Below are 13,948 nucleotides of genomic sequence, written 5' to 3'. Positions count from 1 at the left end.
GACCGGCCAGCGACTTGGCCGGTCGAACCACCATGCATCGAAAATTCGGGTGGCCAGCGCATGCCGGACGCGCAAATCTCTATCCTATGATAGGGCGGGGGGCGCCGAATGTCGCAGATCTTGTCTTGCCTGTTGGAACAGCATGCGTGGTATCTCGTCCTGCTTGCGGTCATACTCTGTGGGTTCGCCAGCACGGGCATGTACCTGTTGCGGCGCCGGGCGGAGGAATGCGCGACCCACCGCCGACGGGGCTGGCGGATCGCGGCCGCGACGGTCGGCGGTCTAGGATTTTGGGAAACGCATTTCCTGGCGATGCTGGGCCATCGGGGCACCGGCCATCTGAGCTATGCGCCGGGGCTGACCTTGATCTCGGCGACCCTGGTCATCGCCGTGCTGTGGGCGGCGTTCGGCCTGCGCGAGCGCATACCGGGCGTACGCGGCGCGGTCGTGGTCGGGGGACTGTCTACGCTGGGCGTCGCCGGCATGCACTTCGTTGGCATGGCGGCGGTTCGCACGGCCATGCCGATCACCTATGACGCGGCGACCGTCGCGCTGGCCGTGACGCTGGCCGCGGTGCTGCTGACGATCGCGTCCTGGTCGTTCGTCCGGCTGAAGGGGCAGCGGCGGCGGATCATGGTCCCCGCCACCCTGGCGACGCTGGCGATCGGGGTGCTGCATTTCGGCGCCATGATCGGCACGACGATCCCGCCGACCGCGCACGCGGCGGGCGCCGGACGCGGCGACATGCTGATGATCGTGGGCGTGGCGCTGGTCAGTTTCGTGATCATCCTGGGCGTGGTCGCGATCGCCTTCGTCGACCGGATGCTGACCGACCTGCGCGGGCTGACGGCGGCGGCGCTGGAGGGACTGGTGATCGTGCAGGACGACCGGATCATCGAGGCGAACGACATCTTCGCCGCGCTGGTCGGCCATACGGTCGAGGATCTGCGCGGCAGCCTGCCCGACCGATGGCTGACCCCGGTCGACGGGCAGGACCTGCGCGGCGGACGCGTCGTGCCATTCGAAGCGCGGATCGCCGGCCCCGACCGGCTGTGCGAGGTGGCGGTCCACACCGTCGAATATCGCGGGCGGCGCAGCGAGGTGCTGGCGGTGCGCGACGTGACCGAAAGCCGGCGCGCGCGCGACCGGATTGCCTATCTGGCCGGGCATGATGCGCTGACCGGACTGGCCAACCGCGCCAGCCTGCGCGACTCGCTGGTCGAGGCGGAGCGGCGCACGGCGGCCGGCCAACAGGTCGCGCTGCTCGCGATCGATCTCGACCGGTTCAAGGCGATCAACGACCTGTTCGGCCATGCGGCGGGCGACGAGGTGCTGTGCCAGGTCGCCGACATCCTGCGCCGCGCCGCGGCGCCCGGCGACGCCGTGGTGCGGATGGGCGGCGACGAATTCATGATCCTGCAATGGGACCAGCCGCAGCCGCAGGGCGCGCAGGCGCTTGCCGGGCGGATCATGGACAGTTTCGCCGAGCAGATGGATGTGGCGCGCAATCCGCTGGCGGTGCGGGCCAGCATCGGCGTCGCGCTGATGCCGGACGACGGCGCGGTCGGCGAGACATTGTGCCACCATGCCGACCTGGCGCTCTACCGCGCCAAGGAGGCCGGACGGGGCACCTGCTGCTTCTTCGACGGCGACATGGACCGGGCGGTGCAGGCGCGCCGGCAGCTCGAACAGGACCTGCGCCACACGCTGATCCGCAACCAGCTCTATCTGGTCTACCAGCCCCTGGTGTGCAGCCAATCGCGGCGCGTCGCCGGTTACGAGGCGCTGGTGCGCTGGAAGCATCCGGAACGCGGCGAGGTGTCGCCCGGCGACTTCATCCCGCTGGCCGAGGAAAGCGGCTTCATCATCCAGCTCGGCGAATGGGTGATCCGCGAGGCGTGCCGCGCGGCGAGCCAGTGGCCGGATCACATCACCCTGGCGGTCAACGTGTCGGCGGTGCAGTTCCAGGTCGATACGCTGCCCGGCATCGTGCGCGACGCGCTGGCGGCAAGCGGGTTCGATCCGCGCCGGCTGGAGATCGAGATCACGGAGAGCGTGCTGATGCGCGACCGCGACGCGGCGCTGGCGACGCTCCACCGGCTGAAGGCCGACGGCGTGCGGATCGCGATGGACGATTTCGGCACCGGCTATTCGTCGCTCAGCAACCTCCAGGCCTTCCCATTCGACAAGATCAAGATCGACCGCAGCTTCGTGTCCTCGCTCGACAGCGACGACGCCGCCCGCTCGATCATCCGTGCGATCGTCGGCCTGGGGCGCGGCCTCAACCTGCCGGTGGTGGCGGAGGGCGTCGAGACCGAAGCGCAGCACCGCATGGTGGCGGAGGAGGGGTGCGCCCAGGCGCAGGGCTATCTGTTCGGGCGGCCCAGCCGCGACCTGGCGGAGGGCATGGGCCAGGCGGCGGCGCCCGTGCCCTCCGTCGCGCCCATCCTTGTCGCCGCGCCCGCCGCCGCTTCGCCGGCCATGGCTCCCGCCGCCGCCGGAATCCGACGTGTCGCCTGACCGCTCAGACGAGCAGGCGGATACCGACCACGGTCAGGGTGGCGGCCAGCACCGGGGCGAGCACCCGGTCCGACACGCGGCTGGCGATCAGGCTGGCCAGGATGATGCCGGGGATCGACCCGACCAGCAGCGCGCCGAGCAGGCCGATATCCACCTCGCCCATCGACCAGTGGCCGATCCCGGCGATCAGCGTCAGCGGCACGGCATGGGCGATGTCCGATCCGACCAGCCGCGACACCGGGCTGCGCGGATAGAGGACGAGCAAGGCGGTCATCCCCAGCGCGCCCGCGCCGACCGAGGTCAGCGACACCAGCACGCCCAGCACGGCGCCCAGCGCCACCGTCCAGCCGGCGATGCGCGTGCCGTCGATGCCGGAGAACCCCGCCGACAGCGCCTGCACGATCCGTTCGCGGAACAGCGTGGCGATACCGGTCAGGACCAGCGCCGCGCCCAGCACCACCGAGATCAGCCCGCCGACATTCTGCGCGCGCTCCTTGGCGATGGCCAGCGCGGCGAGCGTCAGCAGCGTCGCCGGCACGCTGCCCAGCGCCAGGCGGCGGACGATCCGCCAGTCGACCGTACCGCGCCAGCCATGGACGGCGGTGCCGGCCGTCTTGGTGGCGGCGGCATAGAGCAGGTCCGTGCCCACCGCCGTGGTCGGGTGGAAGCCGAACAGCAGGACCAGGAGCGGCGTCATCAGCGATCCGCCGCCGACCCCGGTCAACCCGACCAGCAGCCCGACGAACAGCCCCGCCACGGAGTAGAGCGGATCGAAATGGCTCATCGCCGTCCCCGATCCCCGCCCCGGCTCCCGCCGGCTTCGCCCCCACGCGCCGTCCCCGGCGCGGCGATGCCGCTCAACCGGCCCGCGAGGCGGGCGTGTTGACGCCCATGGACTGCAGATACTTCTTCACGTTGCGCGCCGCCTGGCGCAACCTCTGCTCGTTCTCGACCATCGCGATCCGCACGTAGCCTTCTCCATTTTCGCCGTAACCGACCCCTGGCGCGACCGCGACCTTGGCGCACGTCAGCAATTGTTTGGAGAACTCAAGACTGCCTAGGTGGCGGAGCGCCGGGGGCAGCGGGGCCCAGGCGAACATCGAGGCGCGTGGAGAGGGGATGTCCCAGCCGGCGCGGCCGAAGCTCTCGACCAGCACGTCGCGCCGCTTGTGATAGAGCTGGCGGTTCTTCTCGACGATATCCTGCGGACCGTTGAGCGCGGCGCAGGCCGCCGCCTGGATCGGCGTGAACGCGCCGTAGTCCAGATAGGATTTCACCCGTGTCATCGCCGCGATCAGCTTGCGGTTGCCGACGCCGAAGCCCATCCGCCAGCCCGCCATCGAATAGGTCTTGCTGAGCGAGGTGAATTCGATCGCCACGTCCTTGGCGCCCTTGACCTGCAGGATCGAGGGCGTCGGGCAGCCGTCATAGTAGAGCTCTGAATAGGCGAGGTCGGAGATCACCCACAGCTCGTGCTTCTTGGCGAAGGCGACGACGCGTTCGTAGAAGGCGAGGTCGACCACCTCGGCGGTCGGGTTGGACGGGTAGCCCATCACCAGCACGCTGGGGCGAGGCACGGTGAAGGCCATGGCCCGCTCCAGGCTCTCGAAATAGGCCTCGTCGGGCGTGGTCGGGACCGCGCGGATCGTGGCGCCGGCGATGATGAAGCCGAAGGTGTGGATGGGATAGCTGGGATTGGGCGCCAGGATCACGTCGCCCGGCGCGGTGATCGCGGTCGCGAGGCTGGCCAGCCCCTCCTTGGACCCCATGGTCACGACCACCTCGGTCTCGGGATCGATGTCGACGCCGAAGCGGCGGCCGTAATAATGGGCCTGGGCGCGGCGCAGGCCGGGGATGCCCCTGGACTGAGAATAGCCATGCGCGCTCGGCTTGCGCGCGACCTCGACCAGCTTGTCGATGACATGGTCGGGCGGCGGCAGGTCGGGATTGCCCATGCCCAGATCGATGATGTCCTCGCCGCCCGCGCGCGCCGCGGCCCGCATCGCGTTGACTTCAGCGATGACATAGGGCGGCAGGCGCTTGATGCGGTAGAACTCGTCGGACATGATCTCACGAACCTTCGTGTTGCGGAGCGCGCATCCTAGGCCTTCCCTCACGGCCTCGAAACCCGCTTTATTCGGGCGAAGCGGCGAAACCGCCGCCAAGCCGCTTCCGCCAGCCTGCCCGCGGGGATAGAAGGACGGCAGGACGATAGAGGATGCCATGGCCGACCCAACCCGCGCCGCCGACCCTGCCGCTTCGTCGGCATCCCCGGCCGATCCGTCGCCGCTGGCGGCGCCCTGGCCGGTGGTGCCCGGCCTCAATGATCCCGAGACGCTGACCCGCGCCTGCGCAATGTGGATGGAGACGCTGTCGCTGTGGCAGCGCGCGCTCGATCCCCATGGCGCGCGCGCCGCCGCCGACGAAGCGCCCGACCGGGCGCGCGACAAGCGCTTCCGCGATCCCGTCTGGCGCGACAATCCGGTCTTCGACTGGATCCGGCGCAGCTATCTCGACTTCTCCGACCGGCTGCTCGCCGGGGTCGACACGATGGAGAGCCTGTCCCCGCGCGAGCAGGAGCGGCTGCGCTTCGCGACGCGCAACTTCGTGCAGGCGATCAGCCCGACCAACTTCCCGCTCACCAACCCCAAGGTGCTGGAGGAGACGGTCAAGACCGGCGGCGAGAATCTGGTGCGCGGCATGGAGCGGCTGATGGCCGATCTGGGCCGCGGCCAGATCACCCATAGCGAGGCCGGCCGGTTCGAGATCGGCCGCAACATCGCCACCACGCCAGGCCAGGTCGTGCATCGCACCCCCCTGTACGAGCTGATCCAGTACAGCCCGGCGACCGAGCGGGTGATGACCACGCCGCTGGTCATCTTCCCGCCCTGGATCAACCGTTTCTACATCCTCGACCTCTCGGCGGAGAAGAGCTTCATCCGTTGGGCGGTGGAGCAGGGCATCACCGTGTTCGTGGTGTCGTGGAAGTCGGCCGATGCGTCGATGAAGGACGTGGTGTGGGACGATTATGTCGCCGCGCAGATCGATGCGATCGACACGATCCGCGCGGGTCTGGACGTGCCGTCGGTCCATGCGATCGGCTATTGCGTTGCGGGGACGACGCTGGCGGCGACGCTGTCGGTGCTTGCCGCGACCGGCGGGGCCGAGCGGGTGGCGAGCGCCACCTTCTTCACGGCGCAGGTCGATTTCAGCAAGGCGGGCGAGCTGCTCCATTTCGTCGATGACGACCAGTTGGCGATGCTGGAGCGGCTGTCGGCCGACGGATATCTCGACGGGCGCTATATGGCGGCGACCTTCAACCTGCTGCGCGCCAACGACCTGATCTGGAACTACGTCACCAACAATTATCTGTTGGGGCAGGATTACGCCGCGTTCGACCTGCTGCACTGGAACGGCGACACCACCAACCTGCCGGGCAAATGGCATCAATCCTATCTGCGTGACCTGTACCGCGACAATCTGCTGGTCCAGCCCGGCGCCTTGTCGGTCGGGGGCACGCCGATCGACCTGACGCGGGTGACGACTCCCGCTTATGTCCAGGCGGGGCGCGAGGATCATATCGCGCCGGCGGAGAGCGTGTGGGAGATCACCCGTCATTTCCGCGGCCCGTTGCGCTTCGTGCTGGCGGGATCGGGTCATATCGCCGGCGTCGTCAACCCGCCCGCTTCGGGCAAGTATCAATATTGGGTCAATCCCAGGGCGGGTGAAGCGACCAGCCTGGCCGAGTTCGTCGCGGGGGCCCAGGAGACGCGCGGCAGCTGGTGGCCGGACTGGCTGAACTGGTTGCGCGAGCGCGACGGCAGCACCGTTGCAGCGACCGGCGCGCGCGTGCCGGGCGAGGGGACGCTGGCGGCGATCGAGCCAGCGCCGGGAACCTACGTCAAAGCCAAATAAGCCAAATCACTTTTTTGTTGTGCGCTGCACAAAATGTCGTTGACTTGCGGCCGATGCGATACCATTTGTGCGCTGCAACAACGGAGGCGCAGAATGGCGACCGGTGGACGCAGGACGGGACGACGGAAATTGCCGGAGGCGGTGTTGCCGCCGATCGCGCCGAGCGACTCGGCTCTGGTGGTTCCGGATCCGGTCTCGGCGATCCCGCCTGCGCTGGCCGCGTCCGGCAAGGCGCGGCGCGTCGTGCGCCCCCGGCCAGTGACGGCGGCCTCGACCCTGGCCGAGGCGGCGGTGCTGCAGGTCGAGCCAGTCGCGCTTTCGCCGGTAGAAACCGTGCCCGAGGCGGCTCCGGTCGAAGTCGAAGCGGCCCCCGTCGAGGCGGCCGCCGCGGCCCGGCCGATGCCCGAACCCGTCGTCGCGCCGACTCTGGAACCGACCGTTTCGGCGCAGCCGGACCCGGTGGCCGCCGCACCGGCACCCGTTGAACAATTTCCGATCATCGAAACCCCGGCCGCCCAGGCCGTCATCCCAGCGAAGGACAGCATCATGGACGTGACCAACGACACCACCCAGAAGGCCCAAACGATGTTCGCCGACCTGACCGCCCGCAGCCAGGGCGCGGTCGAGAAGAGCCAGAAGATGTTCGGCGAGATCGCCGAGTTCAACAAGGGCAATGTCGAGGCGTTCGTCGAGTCGTCGCGCATCGCGGCACGGGGTTTCGAGACGATGGGCCAGGACGCGGTCGCCTATGCCAAGTCGTCGTTCGAGGGCATGACCCAGGCGCTGAAGACGCTGTCGACCGTCAAGTCGCCGACCGAGTTCATGAAGCTCCAGGCCGATTACGCCCGCTCGGCGTTCGACGCGATGGTCGCGCAGACCTCCAAGTCGACCGAAGCGACGCTGAAGCTGGCCGGCGAGGTCGCGCAGCCGATCTCGAACCGCGTCGCGGTCGCTTCGGACAAGATGAAGGTCTCGGCCTGATCCGATCGCGCCGGCTGGTCCGCCGGCGTGGCTGGAGGCAAAGGGGCGGTCGCGGCGACGCGATCGCCCTTTTCCTGTTCAACGGCTCTTGCCGATCACCGGTCGAGTGCCATATTTCGAGCCGACATGCGAAGCGATATCCTCATGGCCGAACGCCGCGACAATGATGCGGGCGGCGACGATTCCGGTGTCGGCGTCGCCACCAAGACGCGCAGCAAGACCAAGCAGCCGACGCCCTATCGCGTTCTGATGCTGAACGACGACTATACTCCGATGGAGTTTGTCGTGCTGTGCCTGCAGCGTTTCTTCCGCATGGACATGGAGCAGGCGACGCGTGTCATGCTGCACGTCCACCAGCGTGGGGTCGGGGTGTGCGGCATCTTTTCCTACGAGGTGGCGGAGACAAAGGTCGGGCAGGTGATCGACTTCGCCCGCCAGAACCAGCATCCGCTGCAGTGCACGCTGGAAAAGGCCTGATCGCAAGCCTTTACTGATGGGATCAAGCATGCCGCTGATCCCCCTCCAGCCGGCGGCGGCCGAGATCCCGGTACAAAGCGGTTCGAACGACGTGCATGCGCTTCCCTATTGGGCTCCCGCCATTGCCGGGACGGCCGGGCGCTCGTGCTCGGGTCTTTTCGCCAGGATGGCGTGGCAGGATTCGCAACTACCCCGAGGCCGCCAATTCAGGCGGCGGGCGGCATCCAGCTCAGGTCGACCCGTGCTGTCCGGTCGATATATTGGCCGGCGCGCATCAGCCGCTGCTCGTTGACTACGCTGATCCGGCCATTGTCGCGCGCGATGAGCTTCTCGTCTTCCAGCTGCCGCAGCATCCGGTTGACGTGCACGGCGGTCAGGCCGGTGGCGTCGCCAATCTCTTCCTGAGTCACGCCGGGGGTGAAGCTGCCGTCCTTGGCGGGCGCGGTCCGGGCGCGCAGTTCGAGCAGCAGCGCCGCGACCCGCGCCTTGGCGGAGGTGCGGCCGACCGCCGCCAGTCGGTCGTTGAGATTGACGCGCGAAATCTGGTCGAGCGCCATCAGCGCCATGCCGATGCGCGGATGCCGCGCCACCAGTTCCGCCATATGACTGCGTTCGAACGGGCAGACGACGGACTCGGTCACGGCCATGATCGTCTCCTGCGATTTGGCGAAGGCGAGGCCCGCCAGGCCCATCAGGTCGCCCGGGAAATGGAAACGCAGGATCTGGCGGCTGCCATCGTCCAGGATCATGTAGCTCATCATCAGCCCGCGCTTCAGCACGAACATCTCGGTCAACCGTTCATTCTCGCGCATCACCATGGCGTTGCGGCGGATGGGGCGTTCGCGCTCCTCCAGCCGGGCGATGGCGGCCTGTTCCTCTGCCGTCAGGGGGATAAGGGTGGCGATGCGGTCCGCGAAGCAATGATCCGACACGTGTTCCCTGATCTCCCAAGTGCGAGCGAACCGTCTGGCGGTAGCGCTCTCAGTCCGCATTAAATTCGATCATGTGAGACACTTACGGGCACTCTCTTGCGTCCGTCGCCGGGCGCGATAGGGGAGGGGGATGGATCGGATTCTCATTCGCGGCGGCCACCGCCTGACCGGACGCCTGCCCATTTCGGGGGCCAAGAACGCGGCGCTGACGCTGATGCCCTGTGCGCTGCTGACCGACGAGCCGCTGACGCTGCGCAACCTGCCGCGCCTGGCGGATGTCGACGGCTTCGGCCATCTGCTCAACCAGCTCGGAGCCTCCACCGCGATCGAGGGGACGCGGCCGGAGGATTTCGGCCGGGTGATGACGATCCGCGCCGGCAAGCTGACCTCGACCGAGGCGCCCTATGACATCGTGCGCAAAATGCGCGCGTCGATCCTGGTGCTGGGCCCGGTGCTGGCGCGCGCGGGCGAGGCGCGGGTGTCGCTGCCCGGCGGCTGTGCGATCGGCAACCGCCCGATCGACCTGCACTTGAAGGCGCTGGAGGCGATCGGCGCGGAGCTGGAGATGGCCAGCGGTTACGTGAAGGCGACCGCTCCCGGCGGCCGGTTGAGCGGCGGGCGCTATCGCTTCCCCGTCGTGTCGGTCGGCGCGACCGAGAATGTGGTGATGGCCGCTGTGCTGGCGCGCGGACCCAGCGTGATCGAGAATGCCGCGCGCGAGCCGGAGATCGTCGACCTCTGCCGCTGCCTGGTGGCGATGGGCGCGCGGATCGAGGGGATCGGCACCGACCGGCTGGAGATCGAAGGCGTCGACCGGCTGCACGGTGCGACCTATGCGGTGATGCCCGACCGGATCGAGGCGGGCAGCTATGCCTGCGCCGCCGCGATCACCGGTGGCGACCTGGAACTGGTCAATGTCGATGCGCAGGATATGGGCGCGACCCTGTCGGCGCTGCGCGACGCGGGCGTGACCGTCGAGACGGGCAAGGACACGATCCGCGTCGCCGCCGCCGACCGACTGGGCCCGATCAACCTGTCGACCGCGCCCTTCCCGGGCTTCGCCACCGACATGCAGGCGCAGTTCATGGCGATGCTCTGCCTGGCGGACGGGGCCAGCGTGCTGACCGAGACGATCTTCGAGAACCGCTACATGCACGTGCCCGAACTGGCGCGGATGGGCGCGGACATCCTGGTCCAGGGCCGCACCGCCGTGGTGCGCGGCGTGCCCAAACTGACCGGCGCGCAGGTGATGGCGACGGACTTGCGCGCGTCGATGAGCCTGATCCTCGCCGGCTTGGCGGCGGAGGGCGAGACCCAGGTCAGCCGCGTCTATCACCTGGATCGCGGTTACGAGCGACTGGAGGAGAAACTGTCGGCGGTCGGCGCGGACATCGAGCGGGTCGGCGACGGCTGATCAGGTGCTGACCTCCCGCCGCGATTAGCGTCTGGAAAGATGCGCGTGTCCGGTTAGGATACGCCATGGGGGACGCGATCATGGCGCAAGACGACAGGCCGGGGATGATCGGCGCGACGCGGTTCGAGCGGCGCGAGCGGAGCTGGACGATCCATGCCGGATCGCTGCGTTTCGGCCTGTCGACGGTCGATTACCGCGCGGCAATGATCGCGCCGCCCTCCTATGCCTGCGCGCCGGACGATACGCCGCGCCCGCGTCGCATCGCCCGGCTGGCGGGTGCGATGCTGGCGACGATCGGCGCGGGTACGATCGTCGGCATCGCCGTCCAGGCCGGCAGCGTGGCGGCGCGTCCGGCCTATGTGGTCAGCGTGCCGTTGCCCCTGCCGGCGGTCGCCGAGCGTGTCGATGCGGGGGAGGCGTCACCGCTCGCCCGACACCGGTCCGAGGCGCGGACTGCCGCGCGGATCGACGAAGCCGCGCCGCTGCCCCGGCCGATATCCCGGTCGCCTCTCCGGCTGACACCGGGTTCGGGCGCATCTCCGACCCCGGTCGTCGTCCCGCCCGCCGCGCCGCTGACGCCCGACGCGGACGCAGCCGACACGGACGCACCGCTGTCCAGCATGGCGCAGGCGATCGCGGCGGCGAGCGCGAGTGGGCAGTTGCAGCAATGGTCGGATGCCCGGGGCCTGGATCACGGCTTCGTCGTGGCGGGGCCGGCCGAGGGCGGCTGCCGCAGCCTGTCGGTGCTGATCCGTCGGCCGGGCAGTGACGACCGGGTCGAGCAGCGGCAGGCCTGTCGCGACAATGTGGCGGGGTCGGGCTCGCCGTCCTGATCGCGGCCGGCTCAGGGCCGGCAGATCTTCGACACCGTCGCGGCCGTGTCCGAGGGTGGAAGCAAGTGGACGTGGATCGTCGACGGGGCAGAGGCTCTGCCTTCGCCGGGCCGGACCCCGCGGCGCGGGGATGGTCGCGGGAGGGTCTGCGGTGCGCCAAGCCCCGGCCCTCCCCCGGCGGGGAACGGCAGGACGGGCTCGCGCGTCTCCCTGGGCATGACTGACATCTCCGCGGGCCAGGGCCCCGTCGCCATCGTCACCGGCGCCAGTTCGGGAATCGGCCAGGCCGTGGCGCGCCGCCTGGGCCTGGCCGGCACGGCCGTCACCATCAACTATCACTCGCAAGCCGAGCCAGCCGAGGCGCTCGCGGAAGAGGTTCGCGCCGCCGGTGGCCGCGCCGTCGCGGTGCGGGCCGACGTGTCGAAGGAAGCGGATGTCGCCGCGCTGTTCGACCGCACCGTCGAGGCGTTCGGGCGAGTCGACATCCTGGTCGCCAATTCGGGCGCGCAAAAGGATGCGCCGGTCGCCGAGTTGTCGCTGGAGGACTGGCAGAAGGTGATCGATGTCGACCTGACCGGGCAGTTTCTCTGCTGCCGCGAGGCGGTCCGCCGTTTCCGCCGCCAGCCGGCGGAAGGGCGGCCGTCCCGCGCCGCTGGGGTCATTCTGTCCATGTCGTCGGTCCACGACGTCATCCCCTGGGCCGGGCATATCAATTATGCCGCGTCAAAGGGGGGCGTCGCGATGATGGTCAAGACGTTGGCGCAGGAGGTGGCGGCCGATCGCATCCGCGTCAACGCGCTGTCGCCCGGCGCCATCGCCACGCCGATCAACGAGGATGTGTGGCGCGATCCCGCCAAGCGCGACGCTTTGCTCAAGCTGATCCCCTATGGCCGGATCGGCGACACCGACGACGTGGCTGAGGCTGCCGCCTGGCTGGTGTCGGATGCGGCCGATTACGTCACCGGCACCACTCTTTATGTCGATGGCGGCATGACGCTCTATCCCGGCTTCCGCGACAATGGGTGAGGGGCCGGGCGCGTCGCCCAACCCGGTGCCCGGCCGCACGATCGGCGAACATGGCATCATCGGCAATCTCGACACCGCCGCTTTGGTCGCCAGCGACGGGACGATCGATTTCCTGTGCTGGCCGCATCTCGACAGCCCGACGATCTTTGCCGCGCTGCTCGATCCGGATACGGGCGGCGAATTCACGCTGGCGCCGGAGCTGGCGGGTGCGCGGACGCTGCAATTCTATCATCCCGACACCAATGTGCTTGTCACGCGCTGGCTGGCGGAGGATGGCAGCGCCGAGCTGACCGACCTGATGCCGCATCCCGAGGTGCACGGCGCGGTGCATTGCGCGCTGATCCGCCGGGTCACGGTGACGCGCGGCACCGTCTCCTTTGCGATGCGCTGCCGCCCGCGACCCGATTACGCGCGGGTCGTGCCGGACATGCAGGTGGCCGATCCAGGCATTACTATCGCACTGCCGGACGGGCAATCGATGCGCCTGTCCGCCTCGGTGCCGCTGATCCTGGGGGACGGCGAGGTGACCGCGCGCTTTACGCTCGGCTTTGGCGAGACGGCACAGATCGTCCTGGGCGAGGCGCAGCAGCCGGTGCCCGATGCCGACCAGGTCGACCATGCCATCACGCGGACGATCGACGCGTGGCAGGACTGGTCGCGCAAGTCCACCTATCGTGGCCGTTGGCGCGAGCAGGTGATGCGATCGGCGCTGGCGCTGAAGCTGCTGACCTCGCACCGCCACGGCTCGATCGCCGCCGCCGCCACCTTCGGCCTTCCCGAAGCGACGGGAGCGGAACGCAATTGGGACTATCGCGCCACCTGGATCCGCGACGCCTCTTTCACCGTCTACGCGTTCCTGCGCCTAGGCTATGTCGAGGAAGCGGAGCATTTCCGGCGCTGGATGAGCCAGCTGGTGATCGACGACGACCGGCCGGGGCATCTGCACGTCATGTACGCGCTGGACGGCGGCGCGGCGGCGGACGAGTCGGTCCTCGACCATCTTGCCGGCTATGCCCATTCGCGGCCGGTGCGGATCGGCAATGCCGCCCGCCACCAGAGCCAGCTCGATATCTTCGGCGAGCTGCTCGACAGCGTCTACCTGTCCAACCGCTATGCCACCGCGTCCAGCCATGCGAGTTGGGAGCGGATCACCGCGATGGTCGAGCATGTCCACCGGCATTGGCGCGACAAGGATGCCGGTATCTGGGAGCTGCGGGGCGCGGAGCGCCACCTCACCCATTCGCGGCTGATGTGCTGGGTTGCGGTGGACCGCGCGCTTCGGCTGGCGCGCAAGCGGTCACTGCCGGTGCCGCTGACCCGCTGGACGCGGCTGCGCGACCGGATCGCGCGCGACCTGTGGGACAATTTCCGCCATCCGGAGCATGGCTATTTCGTTCAGGACGAACATGGCACGCACCTGGACGCGGCCTTGCTGATGATGCCGCTGGTCCGCTTCGTCTCCGCGACCGACCCGGTCTGGCTCGCGACCCTCGACGCGATCAAGCGCGAGCTGGCCGATGACGGCATGATCTATCGCTATCGCAACGACGACGGGCTGGAGGGGGGCGAGGGGGCGTTCACGACCTGCACCTTCTGGTATGTCGAATGCCTGGCCCGCGCCGGCCGACTGAGCGAGGCGCAGGTGGTGATGGAGAAGGGGCTGGCCTATGCCAATCATCTCGGCCTCTTTTCCGAGGAACTGGACGTGCGCGGTCTGCCGCTGGGCAATTTCCCGCAGGCGCTGACGCATCTGGCGTTCATCAGCGCGGCGCACTTTCTCGATCGGCGGCTCGACAGCCCCAATGGCGGCGAGTGGCAGCCGTGATGCCGGGTTGAACGGTGAAGCCGGG

11 protein-coding genes are annotated in these 13,948 nt (G+C 68.8%); 8 read left to right on the top strand and 3 right to left on the bottom strand.

Going from position 1 to position 13,948, the window contains the following annotated elements; translation table 11 throughout:
* The first annotated feature begins 108 nt into the window (after positions 1-108).
* Positions 109-2,520, top strand: a complete 2,412-nt coding sequence (locus tag GGQ96_RS03410; RefSeq protein ID WP_184111506.1) for a bifunctional diguanylate cyclase/phosphodiesterase — start codon at positions 109-111, stop codon at positions 2,518-2,520.
* Positions 2,521-2,524: 4 nt separating this feature from the next.
* Here the strand turns inward: GGQ96_RS03410 and GGQ96_RS03405 are convergent, their stop codons facing one another.
* Both GGQ96_RS03405 and GGQ96_RS03400 read right to left on the bottom strand, forming a co-directional pair.
* On the bottom strand, positions 2,525-3,304 hold the full coding sequence (locus GGQ96_RS03405; RefSeq protein ID WP_184111504.1) for a sulfite exporter TauE/SafE family protein: 780 nt from the start codon (positions 3,302-3,304) through the stop codon (positions 2,525-2,527).
* A 73-nt stretch (positions 3,305-3,377) separates the two neighbouring features.
* Positions 3,378-4,586 carry an LL-diaminopimelate aminotransferase gene (locus GGQ96_RS03400; protein ID WP_184111502.1) on the bottom strand — a complete coding sequence of 403 codons (1,209 nt, stop codon included), beginning with the start codon at positions 4,584-4,586 and terminating at the stop codon, positions 3,378-3,380.
* A gap of 157 nt (positions 4,587-4,743) precedes the next feature.
* Between GGQ96_RS03400 and GGQ96_RS03395 the strand changes: the two genes are divergently transcribed.
* The 3 genes from GGQ96_RS03395 (at position 4,744) to clpS (ending at position 7,893) form a co-directional block, all read left to right on the top strand.
* Entirely contained in the window at positions 4,744-6,435 is a 1,692-nt protein-coding gene (locus tag GGQ96_RS03395) for a PHA/PHB synthase family protein (protein WP_184111500.1), read from the top strand.
* Between the two features lie 93 nt (positions 6,436-6,528).
* Complete coding sequence (locus tag GGQ96_RS03390) at positions 6,529-7,416, top strand: phasin family protein (RefSeq protein ID WP_246360019.1); 888 nt, start codon at positions 6,529-6,531, stop codon at positions 7,414-7,416.
* Between the two features lie 144 nt (positions 7,417-7,560).
* The gene (clpS, locus tag GGQ96_RS03385) at positions 7,561-7,893 is read left to right on the top strand and encodes an ATP-dependent Clp protease adapter ClpS (RefSeq protein WP_125994753.1); all 333 of its coding nucleotides are present in this window, start codon (positions 7,561-7,563) and stop codon (positions 7,891-7,893) included.
* Positions 7,894-8,099: 206 nt separating this feature from the next.
* Here clpS and GGQ96_RS03380 read toward each other — a convergent pair whose 3' ends face one another.
* The gene (locus tag GGQ96_RS03380) at positions 8,100-8,825 is read right to left on the bottom strand and encodes a Crp/Fnr family transcriptional regulator (protein ID WP_343058905.1); all 726 of its coding nucleotides are present in this window, start codon (positions 8,823-8,825) and stop codon (positions 8,100-8,102) included.
* 130 nt (positions 8,826-8,955) lie between these two features.
* On the opposite strand from GGQ96_RS03380, the gene murA reads away from it, so the two are divergent.
* The 4 genes from murA (at position 8,956) to GGQ96_RS03360 (ending at position 13,923) form a co-directional block, all read left to right on the top strand.
* Entirely contained in the window at positions 8,956-10,239 is a 1,284-nt protein-coding gene (murA, locus tag GGQ96_RS03375; protein ID WP_184111495.1) for a UDP-N-acetylglucosamine 1-carboxyvinyltransferase, read from the top strand.
* A gap of 65 nt (positions 10,240-10,304) precedes the next feature.
* Entirely contained in the window at positions 10,305-11,072 is a 768-nt protein-coding gene (locus tag GGQ96_RS03370; RefSeq protein ID WP_184111493.1) for a hypothetical protein, read from the top strand.
* A 216-nt stretch (positions 11,073-11,288) separates the two neighbouring features.
* Positions 11,289-12,098 (top strand): glucose 1-dehydrogenase, encoded by an 810-nt coding sequence (locus tag GGQ96_RS03365; RefSeq protein WP_184111491.1) that lies wholly within the window; start codon positions 11,289-11,291, stop codon positions 12,096-12,098.
* Complete coding sequence (locus tag GGQ96_RS03360) at positions 12,091-13,923, top strand: glycoside hydrolase family 15 protein (protein ID WP_184111489.1); 1,833 nt, start codon at positions 12,091-12,093, stop codon at positions 13,921-13,923. The genes GGQ96_RS03365 and GGQ96_RS03360 overlap by 8 nt, the downstream gene beginning before the upstream one ends.
* Positions 13,924-13,948 lie beyond the last annotated feature (25 nt).

This window comes from Sphingomonas abaci (assembly GCF_014199625.1).
Classification (GTDB): Bacteria; Pseudomonadota; Alphaproteobacteria; order Sphingomonadales; family Sphingomonadaceae; genus Sphingomonas; species Sphingomonas abaci.
This window is presented reverse-complemented; position numbering and strand designations above follow the sequence as displayed.

Bases quoted from the DNA above. Each gene is read 5' to 3' on its own strand.
- GGQ96_RS03410 (WP_184111506.1), top strand. From the start codon at position 109: ATGTCGCAGATCTTGTCTTGCCTGTTGGAACAGCATGCGTGGTATCTC.
- GGQ96_RS03405 (WP_184111504.1), bottom strand. From the start codon at position 3,304: ATGAGCCATTTCGATCCGCTCTACTCCGTGGCGGGGCTGTTCGTCGGG.
- GGQ96_RS03400 (WP_184111502.1), bottom strand. From the start codon at position 4,586: ATGTCCGACGAGTTCTACCGCATCAAGCGCCTGCCGCCCTATGTCATC.
- GGQ96_RS03395 (WP_184111500.1), top strand. From the start codon at position 4,744: ATGGCCGACCCAACCCGCGCCGCCGACCCTGCCGCTTCGTCGGCATCC.
- GGQ96_RS03390 (WP_246360019.1), top strand. From the start codon at position 6,529: ATGGCGACCGGTGGACGCAGGACGGGACGACGGAAATTGCCGGAGGCG.
- clpS (WP_125994753.1), top strand. From the start codon at position 7,561: ATGGCCGAACGCCGCGACAATGATGCGGGCGGCGACGATTCCGGTGTC.
- murA (WP_184111495.1), top strand. From the start codon at position 8,956: ATGGATCGGATTCTCATTCGCGGCGGCCACCGCCTGACCGGACGCCTG.
- GGQ96_RS03370 (WP_184111493.1), top strand. From the start codon at position 10,305: ATGGGGGACGCGATCATGGCGCAAGACGACAGGCCGGGGATGATCGGC.
- GGQ96_RS03365 (WP_184111491.1), top strand. From the start codon at position 11,289: ATGACTGACATCTCCGCGGGCCAGGGCCCCGTCGCCATCGTCACCGGC.
- GGQ96_RS03360 (WP_184111489.1), top strand. From the start codon at position 12,091: ATGGGTGAGGGGCCGGGCGCGTCGCCCAACCCGGTGCCCGGCCGCACG.